This window comes from Vibrio sp. R78045 (assembly GCF_042466085.1).
Taxonomy (GTDB): Bacteria; Pseudomonadota; Gammaproteobacteria; order Enterobacterales; family Vibrionaceae; genus Vibrio; species Vibrio cyclitrophicus.
This window is the reverse complement of record NZ_JAXHBS010000017.1, coordinates 389,077-408,514: the sequence shown is the minus strand read 5'-3', so window position 1 is coordinate 408,514 and position 19,438 is coordinate 389,077. Positions and strand designations below refer to the sequence as shown.

At 45.0% G+C, this 19,438-nt stretch carries 18 protein-coding genes, 2 tRNA genes, 1 rRNA gene and 1 riboswitch; of the genes, 7 read left to right on the top strand and 14 right to left on the bottom strand.

Annotation, left to right across the window (positions count from 1 at the left end):
- Positions 1-105: 105 nt before the first annotated feature.
- Complete coding sequence (gene tpx / locus SJY39_RS21285; RefSeq protein ID WP_010440678.1) at positions 106-603, top strand: thiol peroxidase; 498 nt, start codon at positions 106-108, stop codon at positions 601-603.
- A 135-nt stretch (positions 604-738) separates the two neighbouring features.
- Here tpx and uvrD read toward each other — a convergent pair whose 3' ends face one another.
- Complete coding sequence (gene uvrD / locus SJY39_RS21280; protein WP_009848185.1) at positions 739-2,913, bottom strand: DNA helicase II; 2,175 nt, start codon at positions 2,911-2,913, stop codon at positions 739-741.
- A gap of 264 nt (positions 2,914-3,177) precedes the next feature.
- On the opposite strand from uvrD, the gene SJY39_RS21275 reads away from it, so the two are divergent.
- From SJY39_RS21275 to SJY39_RS21260, 4 genes are all read left to right on the top strand, one after another.
- Positions 3,178-3,438, top strand: a complete 261-nt coding sequence (locus SJY39_RS21275) for a DUF2282 domain-containing protein (RefSeq protein WP_004736650.1) — start codon at positions 3,178-3,180, stop codon at positions 3,436-3,438.
- Between the two features lie 64 nt (positions 3,439-3,502).
- Positions 3,503-4,363 (top strand): DUF692 domain-containing protein, encoded by an 861-nt coding sequence (locus SJY39_RS21270; protein WP_371959892.1) that lies wholly within the window; start codon positions 3,503-3,505, stop codon positions 4,361-4,363.
- The gene (locus SJY39_RS21265; protein WP_016789617.1) at positions 4,360-5,127 is read left to right on the top strand and encodes a DNA-binding domain-containing protein; all 768 of its coding nucleotides are present in this window, start codon (positions 4,360-4,362) and stop codon (positions 5,125-5,127) included. Before SJY39_RS21270 ends, SJY39_RS21265 begins: the two co-directional genes overlap by 4 nt.
- Position 5,128: 1 nt before the next feature.
- Positions 5,129-5,587 carry a DoxX family protein gene (locus SJY39_RS21260; protein ID WP_010440663.1) on the top strand — a complete coding sequence of 153 codons (459 nt, stop codon included), beginning with the start codon at positions 5,129-5,131 and terminating at the stop codon, positions 5,585-5,587.
- 85 nt (positions 5,588-5,672) lie between these two features.
- Here SJY39_RS21260 and SJY39_RS21255 read toward each other — a convergent pair whose 3' ends face one another.
- Both SJY39_RS21255 and SJY39_RS21250 read right to left on the bottom strand, forming a co-directional pair.
- Entirely contained in the window at positions 5,673-5,954 is a 282-nt protein-coding gene (locus tag SJY39_RS21255; protein ID WP_004736654.1) for a hypothetical protein, read from the bottom strand.
- A gap of 103 nt (positions 5,955-6,057) precedes the next feature.
- Positions 6,058-7,257: a multidrug effflux MFS transporter gene (locus SJY39_RS21250; protein ID WP_010440662.1), complete on the bottom strand. Its 1,200-nt coding sequence runs from the start codon at positions 7,255-7,257 to the stop codon at positions 6,058-6,060.
- 101 nt (positions 7,258-7,358) lie between these two features.
- Here SJY39_RS21250 and SJY39_RS21245 point away from each other — a divergent pair, with 101 nt between their 5' ends.
- Both SJY39_RS21245 and SJY39_RS21240 read left to right on the top strand, forming a co-directional pair.
- A complete protein-coding gene (locus SJY39_RS21245; RefSeq protein ID WP_016783735.1) occupies positions 7,359-8,300 on the top strand; it encodes a LysR family transcriptional regulator in 942 nt (313 codons plus the stop codon).
- 123 nt (positions 8,301-8,423) lie between these two features.
- Positions 8,424-10,214, top strand: coding sequence for an aminopeptidase P family protein (locus SJY39_RS21240; RefSeq protein WP_016798747.1), 1,791 nt, complete (start codon positions 8,424-8,426; stop codon positions 10,212-10,214).
- 135 nt (positions 10,215-10,349) lie between these two features.
- Here SJY39_RS21240 and thiH read toward each other — a convergent pair whose 3' ends face one another.
- The 11 genes from thiH to rrf all read right to left on the bottom strand — a co-directional run bounded on the left by thiH (position 10,350) and on the right by rrf (position 19,345).
- Positions 10,350-11,477, bottom strand: a complete 1,128-nt coding sequence (gene thiH / locus SJY39_RS21235) for a 2-iminoacetate synthase ThiH (RefSeq protein ID WP_010440657.1) — start codon at positions 11,475-11,477, stop codon at positions 10,350-10,352.
- Between the two features lie 7 nt (positions 11,478-11,484).
- Positions 11,485-12,249 (bottom strand): thiazole synthase, encoded by a 765-nt coding sequence (locus SJY39_RS21230; protein ID WP_010440655.1) that lies wholly within the window; start codon positions 12,247-12,249, stop codon positions 11,485-11,487.
- 2 nt (positions 12,250-12,251) lie between these two features.
- Complete coding sequence (thiS, locus tag SJY39_RS21225) at positions 12,252-12,461, bottom strand: sulfur carrier protein ThiS (protein WP_010440653.1); 210 nt, start codon at positions 12,459-12,461, stop codon at positions 12,252-12,254.
- Complete coding sequence (locus SJY39_RS21220; protein WP_010440651.1) at positions 12,458-13,240, bottom strand: HesA/MoeB/ThiF family protein; 783 nt, start codon at positions 13,238-13,240, stop codon at positions 12,458-12,460. Before SJY39_RS21220 ends, thiS begins: the two co-directional genes overlap by 4 nt.
- Positions 13,230-14,522: a thiamine phosphate synthase gene (locus SJY39_RS21215; RefSeq protein ID WP_010440648.1), complete on the bottom strand. Its 1,293-nt coding sequence runs from the start codon at positions 14,520-14,522 to the stop codon at positions 13,230-13,232. Before SJY39_RS21215 ends, SJY39_RS21220 begins: the two co-directional genes overlap by 11 nt.
- Positions 14,522-16,471 (bottom strand): phosphomethylpyrimidine synthase ThiC, encoded by a 1,950-nt coding sequence (gene thiC, locus SJY39_RS21210; protein ID WP_016767818.1) that lies wholly within the window; start codon positions 16,469-16,471, stop codon positions 14,522-14,524. Before thiC ends, SJY39_RS21215 begins: the two co-directional genes overlap by 1 nt.
- Before the next feature lie 130 nt (positions 16,472-16,601).
- Positions 16,602-16,700, bottom strand: a riboswitch (TPP riboswitch).
- Between the two features lie 62 nt (positions 16,701-16,762).
- Positions 16,763-17,146, bottom strand: a complete 384-nt coding sequence (crcB, locus tag SJY39_RS21205) for a fluoride efflux transporter CrcB (protein WP_004736665.1) — start codon at positions 17,144-17,146, stop codon at positions 16,763-16,765.
- Positions 17,147-17,246: 100 nt separating this feature from the next.
- On the bottom strand, positions 17,247-18,629 hold the full coding sequence (locus SJY39_RS21200; protein ID WP_016793346.1) for a multicopper oxidase family protein: 1,383 nt from the start codon (positions 18,627-18,629) through the stop codon (positions 17,247-17,249).
- A gap of 319 nt (positions 18,630-18,948) precedes the next feature.
- A tRNA-Trp gene (locus SJY39_RS21195) sits at positions 18,949-19,025 on the bottom strand.
- 60 nt (positions 19,026-19,085) lie between these two features.
- A tRNA-Asp gene (locus SJY39_RS21190) sits at positions 19,086-19,162 on the bottom strand.
- A gap of 67 nt (positions 19,163-19,229) precedes the next feature.
- Positions 19,230-19,345: ribosomal RNA gene (gene rrf / locus SJY39_RS21185) — 5S ribosomal RNA — on the bottom strand.
- Between the last annotated feature and the right edge of the window lie 93 nt (positions 19,346-19,438).

The window sequence follows — 19,438 nt, the reverse complement described above, 5'->3', positions numbered from 1 at the left end:
TACAATTCTGACATTTAAATCATTCACTTCTTAACCACTTCCGAGTAACGTAAGCTTTACTAGGCTCAACTAGTTTCATAACCATAATTAAACTAAGGACAATTCATGTCACACGTTACCTTCAAAGGCGCAGCTGTAGCTCTAACAGGCACATTCCCAAAAACGGGTGAAAAGTCTCCAAGCTTTGCACTGACTGCAGGCGATCTTTCTGAACTGACTCTTGCTTCTCTTGAAGGCAAGAAAGTGGTTCTAAACATTTTCCCAAGCATCGACACCGCAACTTGTGCGACGAGCGTACGCACGTTCAACGCAAAAGCGGCAGAGCTTGAGAACACGGTTGTTGTTTGTATTTCTGCTGATCTTCCGTTTGCTGCGGGTCGCTTCTGCGAACTAGAAGGCATTGAAGGCGTTCAACACGCTTCGACTTTCCGCTCTCCTACTTTCGCATCAGACTACGGCGTAGCGATCGCTGAAGGCCCACTATCTGGCCTAACAACACGTGCAGTTGTATGTGTTGATGAAAACGGTGTGGTAACACACAGCGAGTTAGTTGCAGAGATCACTGAAGAACCAAACTACGAAGCGGCACTTGCAGCACTGTAAGTCTTACTTTAAGGCAGCAATGCCTTAGGCTCGTATTAACCTAATTTAGGTCAGTATAAAGCAATAAAAAGAGCAGCCATTGGCTGCTCTTTCTGTTTTTAATAATGGACGGTTTTTAGATGTCGAAGTAACAGGTTAAAGCTGCTCTAAACGAGCATAAGCCGTTACTAACCACTTGATGCCTTCACCATTAAACGCGACTTGAACTCGGCTCTGCGGGCCACTTCCCTCGAAGTTGATGATAGTGCCTTCACCAAACTTAGGGTGCTTAACGCGAGAACCCAAACTAAAGCCTGTTTCGTTAAAGTTCTCTTTCACGGCGGTTTGGCTAAAGCGACCGCTGCTTGCAGGACGGCTCACTTGCGCTTTCATACGCACTTCATCCAGACATGTCTCAGGCAGCTCACGAATAAAGCGTGACGGTTTGTGGTACTTGTCTTGCCCGTACAAGCGACGCATCTCTGCGTAAGTTATGTAAAGCTTCTCCATCGCACGCGTCATGCCTACGTAACACAGGCGACGCTCTTCTTCTAAGCGCCCTGCCTCTTCTGCAGACATCTGGCTTGGGAACATACCCTCTTCAACGCCAACCATGAATACCATTGGGAACTCTAGGCCTTTGGCACTGTGCAGAGTCATGAGCTGAACCGCATCATCAAACTCGTCAGCCTGACCTTCACCTGCTTCCAAAGCCGCATGAGTTAAGAACGCCGTTAGCATGCTCATTTCATCCGCTTCTTCTGGCTTTTCAAACTGACGCGTTGCCGTTACCAATTCTTCCAAGTTCTCAATACGTGCCTTCGACTTTTCACCTTTCTCTTGCTCGTACATCGCAAACAAGCCCGACGATTTGATTACGTGGTCGGTTTGCTCATGAAGTCTCAGTTCTATGGTGTCATCTTCAAGTGCATTGATAAGCTCAATAAAGCGGCTCAAAGCACCTGCAGCACGGCCTGGTAACACTTGTTCTTCTATCAGAGCAACACTGGCTTCCCACATGGTTGCACCACGATCACGCGCTGCAAGACGAATCGTTTCTAAGGTTTTATCACCCAAGCCACGCGTTGGCGTATTGACGACACGTTCGAACGCCGCATCATTACTGCGGTTACTCATTAAACGCAGATAGCTCAAAGCATCTCTGATTTCCTGACGCTCAAAGAATCGCATGCCGCCGTAGATTCGGTAAGGTAGACCACCTTGAATCAAAGCTTCTTCAAGAACACGAGACTGGGCATTATTACGATAAAGCATCGCGGTATCTTCTAACGCACCGCCTTTCTCCTGCCACTCTTTGATTTTGCTGACTGTGAAACGCGCTTCATCTAACTCGTTATAAGCCGAGTAAACTGAGATTGGCTCACCATCGTTGCCATCGGTCCACAATTCTTTACCCATACGCTCGGTGTTGTTGGAGATAAGCTCGTTCGATGCCTGCAGAATGGTTTTGGTTGAACGGTAGTTTTGCTCGAGTCGAACCGTTGAAGCGCCTGGGAATTCATCCAAGAACTTCTGAATATTTTCGATTTTAGCGCCGCGCCAGCCATAGATAGATTGATCATCATCACCCACGATCATCACACGACAATCTGGGCCTGCCATCATACGTAGCCAAGCGTATTGGATGTTGTTGGTATCTTGGAATTCGTCGACAAGAATGTGCTTAAAGCGAGCTTGGTAGTGTTCGCGGATGTGTTTCTTATCACGCAATAGTTCATGCGATCGCAACAAGATCTCAGCAAAATCGACCAAGCCAGCACGATCACATGCCTCTTGGTAAGCCGAGTAAATCTTTAACCACGTTTGAGTGATTGGATCATGGTAGGCGTCAATATGACTTGGGCGTAGCCCTTCGTCTTTTTTACCATTAATCCACCAAGAAGCTTGCTTGGCTGGCCACTGCTTTTCATCAAGGTTTTGCGCCTTGATTAAGCGACGTAGTAAACGAATTTGATCATCTGAATCAATGATCTGAAAATCTTCTGGCAGTTTTGCATCTAGGTAGTGAGCTCGAAGAATACGGTGACAAATACCATGGAAGGTACCGTTCCACATGCCTGACGAGCTACCCATCATCAACTCTTCAATACGACCACGCATCTCTGCTGCCGCTTTATTGGTGAAGGTGACTGACATGATAGAAAACGGCGATGCTTGCTCTACGCTTTGCAGCCAAGCAATACGATGCACCAACACTCGCGTTTTACCACTGCCAGCACCTGCCAGAATAAGTAGGTTTTCTAAAGGTGCTGCGACCGCCTCACGTTGTTTGTCGTTTAGGCCATCGAGTAAAAGCGAAGGATCTATCATTGGATATGCTCACTACTGGGTATTTATACATAAAAGTCGATTATAACCTAAACACTAGGCTGCGTTTAGGATAATAAGAAGAAAAAACAATCAAAAAATAACATCATGTAATCAGTAACTTAATAGATAACACATCATTAATATTGATATTTTTTATAATGCAGTGAAATTATTTCCGAGTTCTTCCTATCCTTTTTAGTAAGCAAGTTAACAACTTATTAACCTGCGATATAAAAATACTATTAAGTCCTAGAGGGAATGACTATGAAAAATTCTAATCTTGCTGTTACAGCTGCAATCACAAGTGTACTAGCGTTCGGCGGTGCAGTTCTTACATCAGCGCCTGCAGAGGCAGCAGCAAAAGAAAAATGCTACGGCGTGGCAAAAGCTGGCCAAAATGATTGTGCAACCAAAACAAGTTCATGTGCAGGTACAGCAAAAGAAGACAACCAATCCGATGCATTCGTAGTCGTACCTAAAGGACTTTGTGGCAAATTATCTGGTGGTAACACTCAATCATCATAATTGAGCTGATAAGTATGGTGAGCTGATATCCAGCTCACCTCCACTTTCTATTAGGAGAATCGTTGTGACTCAAACTCTTCACCCCAATACAGGGGTTGGCCTTAGAAAACCTCACTTAGACTTCTTTAGCCAAAATCCAGCTTTAATAAGTTGGTTAGAGGTTCACAGCGAAAACTACTTTCAGCCTCAATCAAAATCGCGTCAGCAGCTCAGAGTAATACGTAATGACCACAGTATAAGTTGCCACGGCGTTGGGTTGTCTTTAGGTTCTTTTGAGCGTATTAACCCAAATCACTTACTGCAGCTAAAAGAACTCATCAATGACATAGAGCCGTTTTTGGTTTCTGACCATCTAAGTTGGAGTCAGACTGGTGGTCACTACTTCAATGATTTATTACCACTGCCGTATACCGAAGAGGCATTAGAGGTCTTCTGCCGCAATGTCATCGAGGTCCAAGACAGCTTGCAACGCCCTATGCTAATTGAAAACCCATCGAGCTACCTTGCCTTCAAGCATTCAACTATCCCAGAGTGGGAATTTTTGGCTGAAGTACAGAAGCGTACCGAGTGTCGCTTATTACTCGATTTCAATAATATTTTTGTCTCATCTTTTAACCATGGTTTCAGTTGTGAAGAGTACTTAAGCGGAATTCCTGCAGACAAAGTGGAAGAGATTCACTTGGCAGGTTTTACCAAAAAGAAACTCGAACAAGGTGAGATCTGGATAGATACCCACAGTAAACCAGTCTGTGACGAAGTGTGGCAACTCTACACACAATGGATAGCACAACATGATTTGCGCCATACCTTGATTGAGTGGGATCTAGACATCCCAGAACCACAAGTCTTATTGGCTGAAGCAACCAAAGCCAGTGATATTTTGTATCAACACGACAAGTTCAACCCAAGGAGTCGCGCATCATGAGCCACTCCCTAGCTGACGTTCAGTCGGAGTTTGCTAACGCCCTGCGCTACCAAAACAATGGTGATCACTGCGACATAGTGAGCGACCATTTTACGGATGAACAGCGAATCCAAATTTACCGAAATAACTTTGTGATCAGCTTGAGCGAAGTACTGGCAGCGACGTACCCACTGACTGAAATGCTGGTTGGTGAAGAGTGCTTCCAACAAATGGCTCGCCAACATGTCTTAAGTTATCCATCAACCTCTGGTGATGTCAGCGGTTATGGGGAACACTTTGAACAGACTATCCAAACCTTTCCTGCCGTTATTGAGGCTGCTCCTTATCTCGCTGAAGTGGCTTTGTATGAATGGAAAAAAGATAGCTTGGTGAGATGTATTTCAGAATCACATGTCGACCAACGCCCCCTCTCTTGTTTAGCTGATGTGCCACAAGAGCAGCAAGGCGCTTTGGTCTTCCATCTCAAAGATTCAATAACGCTAGTTAATTCTAGCTATACGATTATCGCGCTTGAGCAAGCTATCTACCAGCAACAACTTGACGGGTTAGACATCAACCAACCTGAATTAGGAGTGTTAATCAGAACCGAGAATTCACAGGTTGAGAGCTATCGTTTGACGGAAGAATGCCACCAACTATTAACTGAATTGCAATCGGGTCAAGCACTCGCTCAGATTAACCCTTCACTACTACAACACCTTAATACTGTAATGGCTCTCGACGTCATCTCAGGCTTCTCACTCAATGATGAATTGGAGACATAAAATGGATAACAACACGGTCACAAACATGATGGCTCAATACGATGCATTGATTGAGAAGTCACAATCACTTTTTGTTCCTCTGCTACTTTTGTTTTGTCGCTTATGGGTGGCTTGGGTATTCTTCAATTCAGGACTCACCAAAATAGCCACATGGGATAGCACCCTTTATTTGTTTGAGTTGGAATACCAGGTGCCATTGCTGCCTTGGGAATTAGCAGCTTACATGGGTACTGCCGCAGAATTGATTCTGCCTGTTTTCTTAGCACTAGGCCTATTAACACGACCGATGGCAGCAGCGTTATTCGTATTCAACATCATGGCTGTCGTGTCATACCCTGTGTTGTGGGAGCAAGGTTTCTATGATCATCAGTTGTGGGGATTAATGATACTGGTCGTCGTCGTATGGGGAGCCGGACCTATGTCGCTTGATCGAATATTAAGAAAACAATTCGCAAGCTAGATCTATTTTGCATCGTCCTTAAATTTACCTAGCCCTAAACGCAAAAAACCACTCAATCGAGTGGTTTCTTTTTATCTGGGATAAACTACTTGTTTAGAAAAGCTTGTAGTTCTTCAGCAGAGATACCTTGTTCTGCTAACTCTTTTGCTAATAGCTGAACTTGTTCACCTTTACGAGACTCTACCACACGCTGGAATTGGTAAATAATATCTCGCAAAGTATCGATTGGAACTTGTTTTGCCGCACTGCGAATACGCTCTTCACTTTGGTTTCCTAGCTCTTTAAGCAGTTTACCAAACATGACCTTTTCAGGTGCATCTTCCATTTGTTCTAAGATGCGCGCCATTTCGTAGGTTGTTAATGACATTACAGTATTTTCCGTTGTGGTACTAACGTTTCAATGAGTGACAAATATACCATGTTTTAACGTTTCGAAAACCGCCATTTGTATATTTTATCACCCTTGTAACTTATGCCTTTGCAAACGTCGTATGCCACGACTTACCCGCCTTGCTCGCAAGTACCAACAATGCTGGCACAATAAGGAACATTTGTAGCGCAATCATCACTTGAGACGTTAAATCAAGACGTTGCATGGTACCAACAAGTAGCCCTGAACCGCTCATTTGGAACAAACCAAGCAGCGCAGCGGCTGTACCCGCACGGTCACCAAAAGGTTCTAATGCCTTACCCGCAGCAGCGCCAAGAATCCATGCAAAACCAACCGAAGATAAGAAAATAGGCAACATAAATGCGAACGCTGTCGCTTGATCAGCAAGCACCAACATAATCACCCCAGCTAAGCCAAGTGTGGATATACCAACAACCAGGGCTTTATAGGTACCAAAGCGATCCATAAACTTCGGCGCTGTGAATGCTGCGATGATATTAATTGCCGCGTTTACACCAAACCAAAAAGTAAATTCGTTCATCGTCAAACCTAGGTTTTCCATCAACACAACAGGTGCAGAGGTAACGTAAGCAAGGATTACCGCCATCGCCATCAAGCATAAAGTGGCATGGAAGATAAATGACGGTGTTTTCAATACCGACCAGTATCGCTCTAGCTTAAAAACTGCAACCTTTTCTGTCGCAGGGTTAGACTCTTTCATTTGGAAAAACAAAATGGTGCCGACCACAATCGCAAAGCCAGCCATGAAACTGAAGTTCGAGCGCCAACCAAACTGTTGAGTCAACCAAGCACCAAGGATCGGCGCTAATGCAGGAATAAAGCAAATTGCACCGTTAAGGTAACTGATCATTCGCCCGCTCTTCTGCGGGCCAAATAGATCGCGAACCGTTGCAAAGGCTGCTACAGAAGTCGCACAAGCTCCTAAGCCTTGTAACAGCCGAGCTATTAGCATCATATCAATCGACTGAGCTGCCCACGCCAAGCAAGCACTCAGTGCATAGATACTAACACCTCCCAATGCAACGGTTCGACGTCCTAACTTATCAGCCAAAGGGCCTGCAAATAATTGCCCGACACCCATGGCGAATAAAAACCAAGTAATCGTATCTTGTGCTAGTGCATGTTCCACGTGAAACGCTGTCGAAATTTGTGGCAGTGCTGGTAGATAAATATCAATAGCCAAAGGGCTAAATAGAACCAGCATTGCAAGTAGTGCAACCTGCAATTTGCTAGGATTTGGAAGCGCGTTAGAAGGCACAAGACTCTCCGAATGAATTAATTTGGGTGCATAATAACGGACTAAAGATATGAATAGAAATGGCATATACTCATTAGTATTATTCCAAATTGGAAATTCATATGAATATCGAGAAACTGTCACGCATCGACCTAAACCTATTAGTTTGTTTACAAGTGTTGATGGAAGAGCTGAGTGTCACTCGCACCGCACATAGGCTGTGCTTGAGCCAATCAGCAGTGAGCAAGTCGCTAGCCAAGCTTCGTGAACAATTTAATGATCCCCTTTTTACGCGAAGTGCTCATGGCCTAAGACCGACACCGAAAGCTGTGTTCCTCAAGCCTCGATTAGAAACGCTGATCAATCAACTTGATGTGCTTACCCAACCGGAAACTTTCATTCCCAACAACAGCGACCATAGCTTTCACATTGCTGCCGTTGAGAGTGTTTACCCGCTGATTCTTCCGCACTTCTTACCGGCAATATTTCGACAAGCACCTAAGGTCAATATCAACACCCACGCGTGGACAGAACAAACCTTTAAGAAGCTGCAGCTTGGCGAACTAGATATCGGACTCACTGGCAAAGACATCGACATCAACGATGCGCGTTTAACTATGCTGCCGCCAGACGACATTTGCGAACAAGAGATCTACCGCGACGCACAGATGTGTGTGCTAAGACGCAACCACCCTGCTCTGAGTGGTAAATGGGATCTGGAAACCTACCTTGCGCAACGTCATGTACAAGTAAGGTGCGATGGTAACGACCGCTGGCTGCTCGACTACAAACTTGCCGATCTTGGCCATCAACGCGATATCGCGATTTCTGTTCCAGACTTCAATAGCGCTGCAAGCCTATGTACTTACACCGACTTTGTGTTTACCGCACCAAGCCACTTTACTTATCTCGTCGCTAAGCAACTCGACTTAGTGGTTGTTCCTTTACCAATGGAGTTCCCACCGATGGCATACACTTTGTTTTGGCACCGTGACAGAGAAAATGACCCAGCCTTAACTTGGTTGCGAGATATCATCAAAGAAAAAACTCTGCACCTTAGATAAAAATGGCGTACAGCGTTTGCAGCAAACGAACAAAAGCGCTAGCTTATTGACCTAATAAGTCCCCTCACCTGTATATCGACTGTGAGTGTTAACAAGGACCCTAACAATAAGGATAAAACACAGATGCACAATATCACTGCTGAACGCGTTGCTGCGGTTCGAACTTGGCTTGAAACAAACAACCTAGATGCCGTTATCATTCCACACGAAGACGAATATCTAGGTGAATACGTTCCTGCTCATAACGAGCGACTTCACTGGTTAACAGGTTTCACTGGCTCTGCAGGTGCCGCTGTTATCACTCGTGAAACTGCTGCTATTTTTGTTGATGGTCGCTACACCGTTCAGGTTCGTAAGCAGGTACCAGCAGAGTTATTTGAGTATCGCCACCTTATTGAAGAACCGGCTTTAGATTGGATCATCAACTCATTGCCTCAAGGTAGTAAGGTTGCATTCGACCCACGCATGCACACCGCTGCTTGGTTGAAAGGCGCACAAGCAAAACTAGCGGAGAAAGTTGAGCTAACAACGTTATCAGCAAACCCGATTGATGAGCTTTGGTCTGACCGTCCTGAGCCTGTTGTATCTGATGTTCGCCTAATGGCAACAGATGCCGTTGGTCAATCAAGTGAAAGCAAACGTGCGGAGATTGCTGGCTTACTAAAAGCAAAAGGTGCGGACGCCGCTATCCTTACCGAGCTCGATTCGATCTGTTGGTTGCTTAACATTCGTGGTTTGGACGTATCTCGCCTACCTGTTGTACTGTCTAATGCAATCATTCACGCTGATGAAAGCGTCGATTTCTTCCTAGACCCAGCACGCATCCCAGCAGGCTTTGAAGCACACGTTGGTAATGGTATTCGAGTTTCTCACCCATCAGAACTTGAAGTGCGCCTTCAGTCTTTAGAAAATAGAAATGTATCTGTAGATTCAAGCACGAGCAATGCTTGGTACACGCTTGTTCTGCAAAACGCTGGCGCTCACATCATTGAAGCAGCAGACCCATGCCTAATGCCAAAAGCTGCTAAAAACGCAACTGAGATTGCAGGTATGAAAGCGTGTCACATTCGAGATGGCGTGGCGATGGCGAAATTCCTGTCTTGGATTGATGCAGAAGTAGCGCAAGGTAACCTGCACAACGAAGCTGTACTAGCAGACAAAGTACAATCATTCCGTGAGCAAGACCCAACGCTGATGGACCTAAGTTTCGACACTATTTCAGCTGCAGGCGGAAACGCAGCTATGTGTCACTACAACCATGAGAACCAACCTGAACCAGGTCAGTTAGAGATGAATACTCTGTATCTAGTCGATTCAGGCGGTCAGTACTTAGATGGCACAACGGACATTACTCGTACTATCGCGATTGGCCAACCAAGTGACGAAATGATTCAGCAATTCACTCTCGCACTGAAAGGTCATATCGGCATCGCACGAGCTCGTTTCCCACAAGGCACTCGTGGTTTCCAACTTGATATCCTAGCGCGTCAGCACTTATGGGCAGAAGGCTTCGATTACGACCATGGTACTGGTCATGGTGTTGGTCACTTCCTAAGTGTTCATGAAGGACCACAAAGTATCTCTAAGAAGCTGATCGACGTGCCTCTTGTTGAAGGCATGGTGTTATCAAACGAACCGGGTTACTACCGTGCAGAAGAGTTCGGTATCCGTATCGAAAACCTAGAACTGGTTGTTGAACTTCCAACTCAAGGTGACTTCTCAGTACTAACGTTTGAGTCGCTAACACGTTGCCCTATCGATAAGCGCAACATCAATGTTGATTTGCTAACCCGACCTGAACTGGCATGGCTGAACGACTACCATCAGAAAGTTTGGAACGACGTTAGCCCATTAGTTGAAGGTGATACATTGGAATGGTTACGTCAATCAACGACACCATTAGCTCACGCTTAATAGCTTTCTAGGCTGTTTACTTAACCAAAACAAGCTCGCTAAATTAGATATAAAAACGGCTACCTAAAGGTAGCCGTTTTTGTTTGTCGATAGCATCCCATCGATGTTTCACGTGGAACATCAACCAAACGTTGATTAACCAGAATAGGCACTGTGCCAGTCTCGCCACACTGGGTCGAAACCACGCTGACGAATCATCGACTCAACATCGGCAGCACTTCTCTCATCACTTATCTCAAACTGTTCGAGTTCTTCCTCACCCGAAGCATAACCACCAGGTTGGGTTTTTGACGCAGCCGACATACTCGTGATTCCTAATGGCAACACATTGTCGCGGAAGGTTGCTGACTCACGAGTAGATAGAGATAACTCGACCTCAGGGTTTAAGAGTCTATATGCGCAGATAAGCTGAACCAACTGTTTATCGTTCATGACCGACTTAGGCTGCAAGCCTCCATTACCGTCTCCACCCTCGCACGGGCGAAGACGCGGGAATGAAATTGAATAGCGAGTCTGCCAATAAGTGCGCTCCAGGTAATCCAAGTGAGCAGCAACAAAGAAGCAGTCGGTTCTCCAATCTTCCAAACCAATCAAGGCACCAATACCTATCTTATCGATCCCCGCTTTTGCCAAGCGATCAGGAGTTTCAAGACGATATTCAAAATCCATTTTATTGCCACGTAGATGATGCTCAGCGTAAGTTCTTGGCTGGTAAGTCTCTTGGTAAACCATAACAGCATCTAAACCGAGAGATTTAAGCTCTGCGTAATCATGTTGATCAAGCGGCTGCACTTCCATTGCAAGGTAGTTAAATTGCTTTTTGATAGTCGGCAACACCTGTCGAAAGTAATTCATCCCGACCTTAGTTTCATGTTCACCGGTGACCAACAAAACGCTATCAAACTTCATCTTTTTGATAGCCGCACTTTCGGCATCAATTTCATCCAAAGTAAGCGTGCGGCGCTTGATACGATTCTCCATTGAGAAACCACAATACGTGCATGCATTCGCGCATAGATTCGAGAGATACAAAGGAATATAAAGCGACATTGTATTACCAAATCGCTTACGAGTTAGCGCCAACGATTGTTGTGCCATCTGCTCTAAGTAAGGTTCTGCCGCCGGAGAGATCAGAGCCTTAAAGTCTTCTAGGTCGCGTTTGGGTTTACTCAGAGCACGTTCAACATCCGCTGCCGTTTTACTGAAGATAGACATACCAATGTCATCCCAGTTGAGCTGTTTAAATCGATCAACAAACGTCATGGCAATATTACTCGTCTAGAAATGAAGTTAACGGACTGGAAGCAACCGCGTGAGATACCTGACCAGCGAGACCAGCAAGGTAAGCCATACGACCTGCTTCAACTGCCAACTTAAAAGCAATCGCCATATCAACAGGTTGTTGGGAAGCCGCAATCGCCGTATTCACTAACACTGCATCTGCGCCCATTTCCATTGCGCGAGCAGCATGAGATGGTGCACCTATGCCTGCATCCACAATCACAGGGACATTCGCTTGGTCGATAATGATCTCTAAGAAGTCTGCCGAAGCGATACCTTTGTTTGAACCAATTGGGGCACCTAGCGGCATAACCGCAGTACAACCCACCTCTTCCAAGCGTTTACACAATACTGGATCGGCATGACAGTAAGGCAACACAATAAAGCCATCTTTAACCAGTTGCTCAGCAGCTTTAAGCGTTTCAATTGGGTCTGGCATCAAGTACTTTGGATCTGGGTGAATTTCCAGTTTGAGCCAATTTGTGCCTAGAGCTTCACGAGCCAAATGCGCAGCAAAGATGGCGTCTTTTGCATTCTTAGCACCTGACGTATTCGGTAGTAAGTTCACGCCAGCATCAATGATGGGTTGTAAAATGTCGTCTTGCTCAGAGCGAATATCAACTCTCTTAAGCGCCATAGTTGCCAATTCCGAACCTGAGGCCTCGATAGCACTCGCCATCAATTGCTTATTGGCGAACTTACCCGTTCCAGTGAAGAGTCGTGATTGAAACGTTTTATCTGCGATAGTTAACATGGTTAGCCTCCTGCAATGGCTTGGAAAAGAGATATAGCGTCGCCTTCATTAACGACTGTTTGTTGCCACTGGCTACGCGGGACAACCGCATTATTGATTGCAAACACACAACCTAGATCAGGTAATGCTAGAACTTGGATAATGTCCGCTAGAGACGACGAGTGTGCTACTTGTTCTGATTGTTCGTTTATCGAGATAGTTATATGGCTCATTGGATTTCTTCTTCTAAATGCTTAACTACAGACGCACTGCACACAGGACATTCACTATCTTGAGTGACCATAAGGTTTTGCCAATTCATCGTCTGGCCATCGAACAGTTTGAGTTGATGTGTTGCGACCTGAAACTCACCACGAGTTAGACGTTGAATAGCAGCCAAAGCTTGAAGGTTACCTATGGTGCCAACAACTGGGCCTATGATGCCGCTATCGCTACAACGCGTCGTTTGTGGATGCTGTCTGAACGGGAACAAGCAGTGATAGCACCCTTTCTGATTCTGATAATCAAATACAATAAACTGGCCTTTCCAGCCAATTGCAGAACCAGAAATCAAAGGGGTCTTCGTGCTGAAACATGCTTGGTTAACCTGCTGGCGTGACGCGAAGTTGTCAGTACAATCCAACACTAAGTCAGCTAGCATCACTTCAAGCTCAAGCTGACTTTCACTCATTCGTTGATTGATGGTTCTTACTTGGCTGCGACCATTGAGCTCACTCAGTTGTTGCTTCAACGCTTCAACCTTAAGCGAACCTAACTGACTTTCCCTGAACGCGACCTGCCGTTGCAGGTTCGATGAATCGACACAATCATCATCAACCAGCACGATCTTTCCAACACCAGAAGCAGCTAGATAAAGAGACGCGGCATTACCTAAGCCACCACAACCAATCAACAACACATGACTATTTAGTAAGTTGCGTTGCCCTTGCTCACCCACTTCAGATAACGCAATTTGTCGTTGATAACGAATGAATTCAAAGTCACTCAGCATAGCTAGGCTCCGACATAACCTCTTCTTTGAGAGTTGAAGGTTTAGACGTCATCTGTTTTTCGAAAAATTCGATCACTTTCTGTGGGTCTTCCGCCAATGTAATCGCACGTACCACCGCCAAGCTCGATACCCCACACTCCCACACCTGCTCGGCTGTCGATTGGTCAATACCGCCAATAGCAACCGTCGGATAGCCAGTAAGTTCTTCTGTGTATGGGATAGTATCAATCAGCTGTTGATACAGAGATAAACGAACTAAACCCTGAGGTTTCGATGGCATCTGTTTAGTTGTTGTTGGGAAGATATGCCCTAGCGCAATATAGCTTGGGTTGATTTGAACAATGCGTAGCAACTCGTAATAGCCATGAGTCGAGAGTCCGATCTTAATACCCGCTTGGCTCAACTGTGAGAGGTTTGATTCTTCAATATCCTCTTGCCCCAAATGAACACCAAAAGCGTCATGCTTGAGTGCAAGCTGCCAGTAATCATTGATAAAAACTTGAGCGTTATGCTCTCGACCAAGCTCGATAGATCGTGTGACTTGTTGTTCTAAGTCCGCTTGATGCGGGTTCTTAATACGTAGTTGGACAGTGTTGATTCCAAGCTTGAGTAATCTTTCGATCCACTCAACATCATCAACTACGGGGTATAAACCGAGGCTACTCTTATTCAATTCAGGAAAATAAAGTGATGTTCCTTGGTTAGCCCAACCTACGCTTATGTCCAACCGTTGATCTTCAAGAACAGGGATAGGAAAGTCTTGATAATGTGCTGGCCATGTTCCACGTGAAACATTCGATGCAGCGCGAGCTAAAACTAGTGCGTCTTCTAATGGGAATTCCAGCGCCAACAAAGTAAGTAACCAAGCAAAATGACCACTACTATCTAATTCTTGATGAGCTGTAGTTTCACTCTTAATGACACGATTAGCATCTAGGTGAGACCAAATATCCATTACAGATGAATCATCTGAGACACCAATATAGATAGTGTTTGGAGATTGTGTAAAGGCACCACAAACGTCAGTTAGCGCGACAGAATGACTGTAATCAACAACATGATTCAGTTCCGCTAACTTACACTCCGCCAATGAATCAACATCATGAACGAAGCCAATAGATAACGCCTGCTGAGCATCAACGATAGAGAAGTATTGAGTTGGGCTTACGCCCAACTCAACTGTATCGGTTGCCAAACCTTGTCGCTTAGCAACCAATAGACAGTTCTGCACCTCTCCCGTTAACTCAATATTTTGAGATGGGATGAGTATCTTCACTGTCATTATTCCTCTAATTGAGCTTCTTTTGCACCTACTGCAGGGTGGTAAAGTTCAGAGCCGGTATCACGGAACTCTTGTGATTTCTGACGCATCCCTTCCAACGGGTTATCCAACATCTTAATTTCGATAGCCTGATCAGCCGCCACTTGTTCGGTGTCTTTCGCATACTCTCGTACTTCCTGAGAGATCTTCATCGAGCAGAATTTAGGTCCACACATAGAGCAGAAGTGAGCAACCTTACCCGACTCTTGTGGCAGGGTTTCATCGTGGAAAGAACGCGCGGTTTCCGGATCTAAAGCTAGATTAAATTGGTCTTCCCAACGGAATTCAAAACGCGCCTTTGATAATGCATTGTCGCGGATCTGTGCGCCCGGATGTCCTTTTGCCAAGTCTGCTGCATGCGCTGCCAGCTTATAAGTAATCAAGCCAGTCTTCACGTCTTCTTTGTTTGGTAAGCCTAGGTGCTCTTTAGGGGTGACATAACAGAGCATCGCACAGCCGTACCAACCAATCATGGCCGCGCCAATACCAGAGGTAATGTGGTCATAACCAGGGGCAATATCAGTTGTCAGCGGACCTAAAGTATAGAAAGGTGCTTCGTGGCAGTGCTCTAACTGCTCGTCCATATTCTCTTTAATCAGGTGCATTGGTACATGTCCAGGGCCTTCAATGATCACCTGAACGTCGTATTCCCAAGCCACTTTAGTCAACTCGCCTAGCGTACGTAACTCCGAGAATTGAGCCTCATCATTGGCATCTGCAATTGAGCCTGGGCGTAAGCCGTCACCTAATGACAGAGCAACATCGTACTTCGCACAGATCTCACAGATCTCACGGAAGTGAGTATAAAGGAAACTTTCTTGGTGATGAGCAAGACACCATTTCGCGATGATGGAGCCGCCACGAGAGACAATACCAGTCACACGTTTAGCGGTCATAGGAACGTAGCGAAGCAATAAGCCTGCGTGGATAGTAAAGTAATCAACACCCTGCTCTGCTTGTTCAATCAAGGTATCGCGCATCACTTCCCAGTTAAGGTCTTCCGCAACGCCATTCACTTTTTCAAGTGCCTGATACATAGGAACCGTACCAATTGGTACTGGGCTATTACGCAAGATCCATTCGCGAGTCTCGTGGATATTACGGCCGGTGGAAAGGTCCATCACGGTATCGCCACCCCAGCGAGTCGACCAGACTAGCTTCTCAACTTCTTCTTCAATCGAAGAGCTTACTGAAGAGTTACCGATATTGGCGTTCACTTTCACTAAGAAGTTTCGGCCAATAATCATAGGTTCTGATTCTGGGTGGTTGATGTTTGAAGGGATAATAGCTCGACCTTCTGCAACTTCTTTGCGCACGAACTCAGAGGTAATTTCTTTCGGTAGGTTGGCACCGAAGTTATGGCCAGGGTGTTGATGATTAAGCTGCTCATCAGCAAACTTCTGACGTCCCATATTCTCACGTATTGCAATGTACTCCATCTCAGGAGTGATAATACCTTGACGAGCATAATGCAGCTGGGTAACACATTGGTTACCTGTAGCACGACGAATTCTAGGTAGATTGCCGTAACGAAGGTCGTCTAGGGTTTCATCTTCTAAACGTTCTTTGGTGTAAACAGAGCTTACATCGTCTAACAGTTCCGTATCGCCACGCTCATCAATCCATTGCTCTCGCAACTTAGGAAGACCTTTATACAGGTCTATTTCGTGTGTAGGGTCTGTATAAACACCTGAGGTATCGTAAACTTGAATAGGTACATTAGGTTCGAATATAGGCTCTTTTTTGCTGCCACCCACAAGGCTATCAGCGAGTGATATTTCTCGGACAGGGACTTGAATGTCCGCTCGAGATCCTTGGATGTACGCTTTTTTTGAATTTGGATAAGGTTGTACGGATAAAGAATCAATGAAATTCTTCGCTTCCAGTCTTGCTTGTTTACGACTCGACATAGCATTTTTCCTTGGCTTTTAGCCATTATTTATAGGGATAAAAATGCTTGACGGATTTGATGCTACAAGAGGGATCACAACAAGAAAATACAGTTGTGATCTGGAGATAGATCTCTAGAAGGATTCTAGTTAGATATCTACTCTTGTTCCCTTCGCAGGTATTAGCCTGATCAGGTTCAACGGATCCCGAGTTAACGGTCTCAGCCATATGGCACTCCGACAAGTTCGATCGAGTATATAAAAACGGCTTGGATAAACCAAGCCGAGTTGTTAACAAATCGTAAGAAAGTTTTAAGACTTTATCAAAAGTTGGAAGCCGATCCATGCTGCTGAGATGCTGAGAACCACGTTGAGTAGCACATTGAGCCCCATCTTAAAGAAAGCACCCTGCTGCATAAGAAGCACGTTATCCATCGAAAATGTAGAAAATGTAGTCAATGCTCCAAGGAAACCAAGACCGATGATCTGCCTCCATGGTTCTGTCGCAACCATCTCATTCTCAAACGCTGCGATGAGCAAACCCATAATTAAAGAGCCAATTACGTTAACTGTCAGTGTACCGTAAGGGAAACCACGTCCTAGCATCACCACACATAACTCTGAAATCAAATAACGCGAACAAGCACCAAATGCGCCACCAATGGCAATAAAACCTAAAATAGATAACTGACCCATGAATCCTCCCAAACAATAGTCCCTATATTCTAGCTTTACCGTCGATAAAAGCGAGGGTAGAAACTAAGAATGCATGCGTAAATATTAAACGTTACAGGTGTCACTTAACTTCAATATATCCCATCAATCCTGTTTTCATGTGCTCAATTACATGACAGTGGTACATCCAGCGTCCGGGGTTGTCTGCAACAAATGCAGCTTTAGCTCGGCCATTTTTTCCAAGTAATACTGTATCGGTATGGAAAGGCTCTTCAATTTTTTTACCATCAAGTTCCAATACAGTAAATGTATGACCATGAATATGAATCGGGTGATGATATTGAGTGACGTTCTTAAGATCGAATATGTAAGTCTTACCCAACTCTAAAGTCGCCAATGGTTCAGGAATATTGTCTTTGCTCATTCCTTCCCATGCTCTTTTATTTGTTAGCCAAAACTTAGGCATCGATTTTCCATCTTTGGATACTGGAGAAACAGCCCCTTCCCATTCAAATAAAAAGTCGATCTCTTCAGCATTAGCAAGATCTAGGTTGGGCACTGGATTCAATGGTAGTAATGGCAACGAACGTCCTTGAGCAAATGCTGAATCTACGACTTCAAATTCACACAAAGAAAATGGGAAACGCCCCTTCATATGGAGAACGTTAACTCGCTCACCAGCTTTAGGAGCGATCAGTCCGATATCAACACGCATACCCGGACCAATTTTATGTTGAGTCAGTTTATAAGGCGTTTTTACAGGATTACCATCGATGGCTATAACCCATGCTTCAGCCCCTTCGACAGCAATAGGGTAAGTGATCGTATTATCGACATTAGCAATACGCAGTCTAGTCGCTGCATACTGCTTCAACTGATATACGGGTTCATGGACTCCATTAACACTACTCCACTCCCCAGGAGTGCCCATACGAGCACTGAGTCGTGGGATCATTAAATCTTTCCATTGACCCTGCTTGTCGATGTGCCAATGCTTAAGCATCAATGCGTGTTCTTCATCGAACCGTACTGGATTGCTCTCTTCTACGATAATAAGACCAACTAAGCCCATACCAAGCTGCTTCACGCTATTCATGTGTGGGTGATACCAAAACGTACCGGCATCTGGCGGCGTAAACTCATAAATGAATGTTTCACCTGGCATGATTGGTGGCTGACTTAAGAAGGGAACACCGTCCATTTCGATAGGAATTCTTAAGCCATGCCAATGGATAGTCGTCGGCTCTGATAGCTTATTCGTAAAACGAATTGTGACCTTTTCACCCTGTCGACATCGAATCGTCGGAGCTGGGATCTGTCCATTAAAGGCTAAGACATTGGTGTCAAATCCCGCTACTAACTCAGCCGTTGAAGGTTCAGCAGTTAAGTCATAAACATACTTTCCTTGCTCATCAGCAGACCGCTTCATTGAACAAGCGGGTAGTACTGTTAATGCAGATATAGCGAGAGATGATTGAATAAACTTACGACGGGAAATATCCATATTTGTTGCCTTTTAGTAATAACGACCAAAATGTAACAAAATATTGAGAATAATTCTCATAAAGAAGTGTGGATTGTGTTGTTAATTGCTTATAAAAGAGACTGAGATAAGTAAGCACTTACATTTCTAAGACAATATTCTATTCAAGGTAGGTAATTATCAATTAAAAATCGAACAAATATAAATCAAAAAGACTCTAGGATTTCTGCTTCGATGGGGATCAATATAGTCGACTTGGCTGACACTCCGGTCCTCAACGTCACTTTGAAAAAGTGACAGATACAAAAAAGCTCCAGCATTTCTGCTGGAGCTTTAAATATGGCAGGGGTGGAGAGATTCGAACTCCCAACACGCGGATTTGGAATCCGCTGCTCTGCCAATTGGAGCTACACCCCTAAAACTTTATCTTGCTTCAGATTCGAAAAAACCTCGCACTAGGCGAGGTTATCGAATAAGTGGCGGAGTGGACGGGACTCGAACCCGCGACCCCCGGCGTGACAGGCCGGTATTCTAACCAACTGAACTACCACTCCGCAGTGGTCAACTCACTAAGTGAGCGTCCATATCTCCAGGTTGGTCAACCTAAAGATTTAATTTAAAGCCTGGCGATGTCCTACTCTCACATGGGGAAGCCCCACACTACCATCGGCGCTATTGTGTTTCACTTCTGAGTTCGGCATGGAATCAGGTGGGTCCACAATGCTATGGTCGCCAAGCAAATTTTAAAATTCGGAAAACTGTGTTTAAAAGTTATGTCTCATCAAACGCATTCAAGGTCTGTCTTTCTTTGAGTCCACAAAACCCCTTGG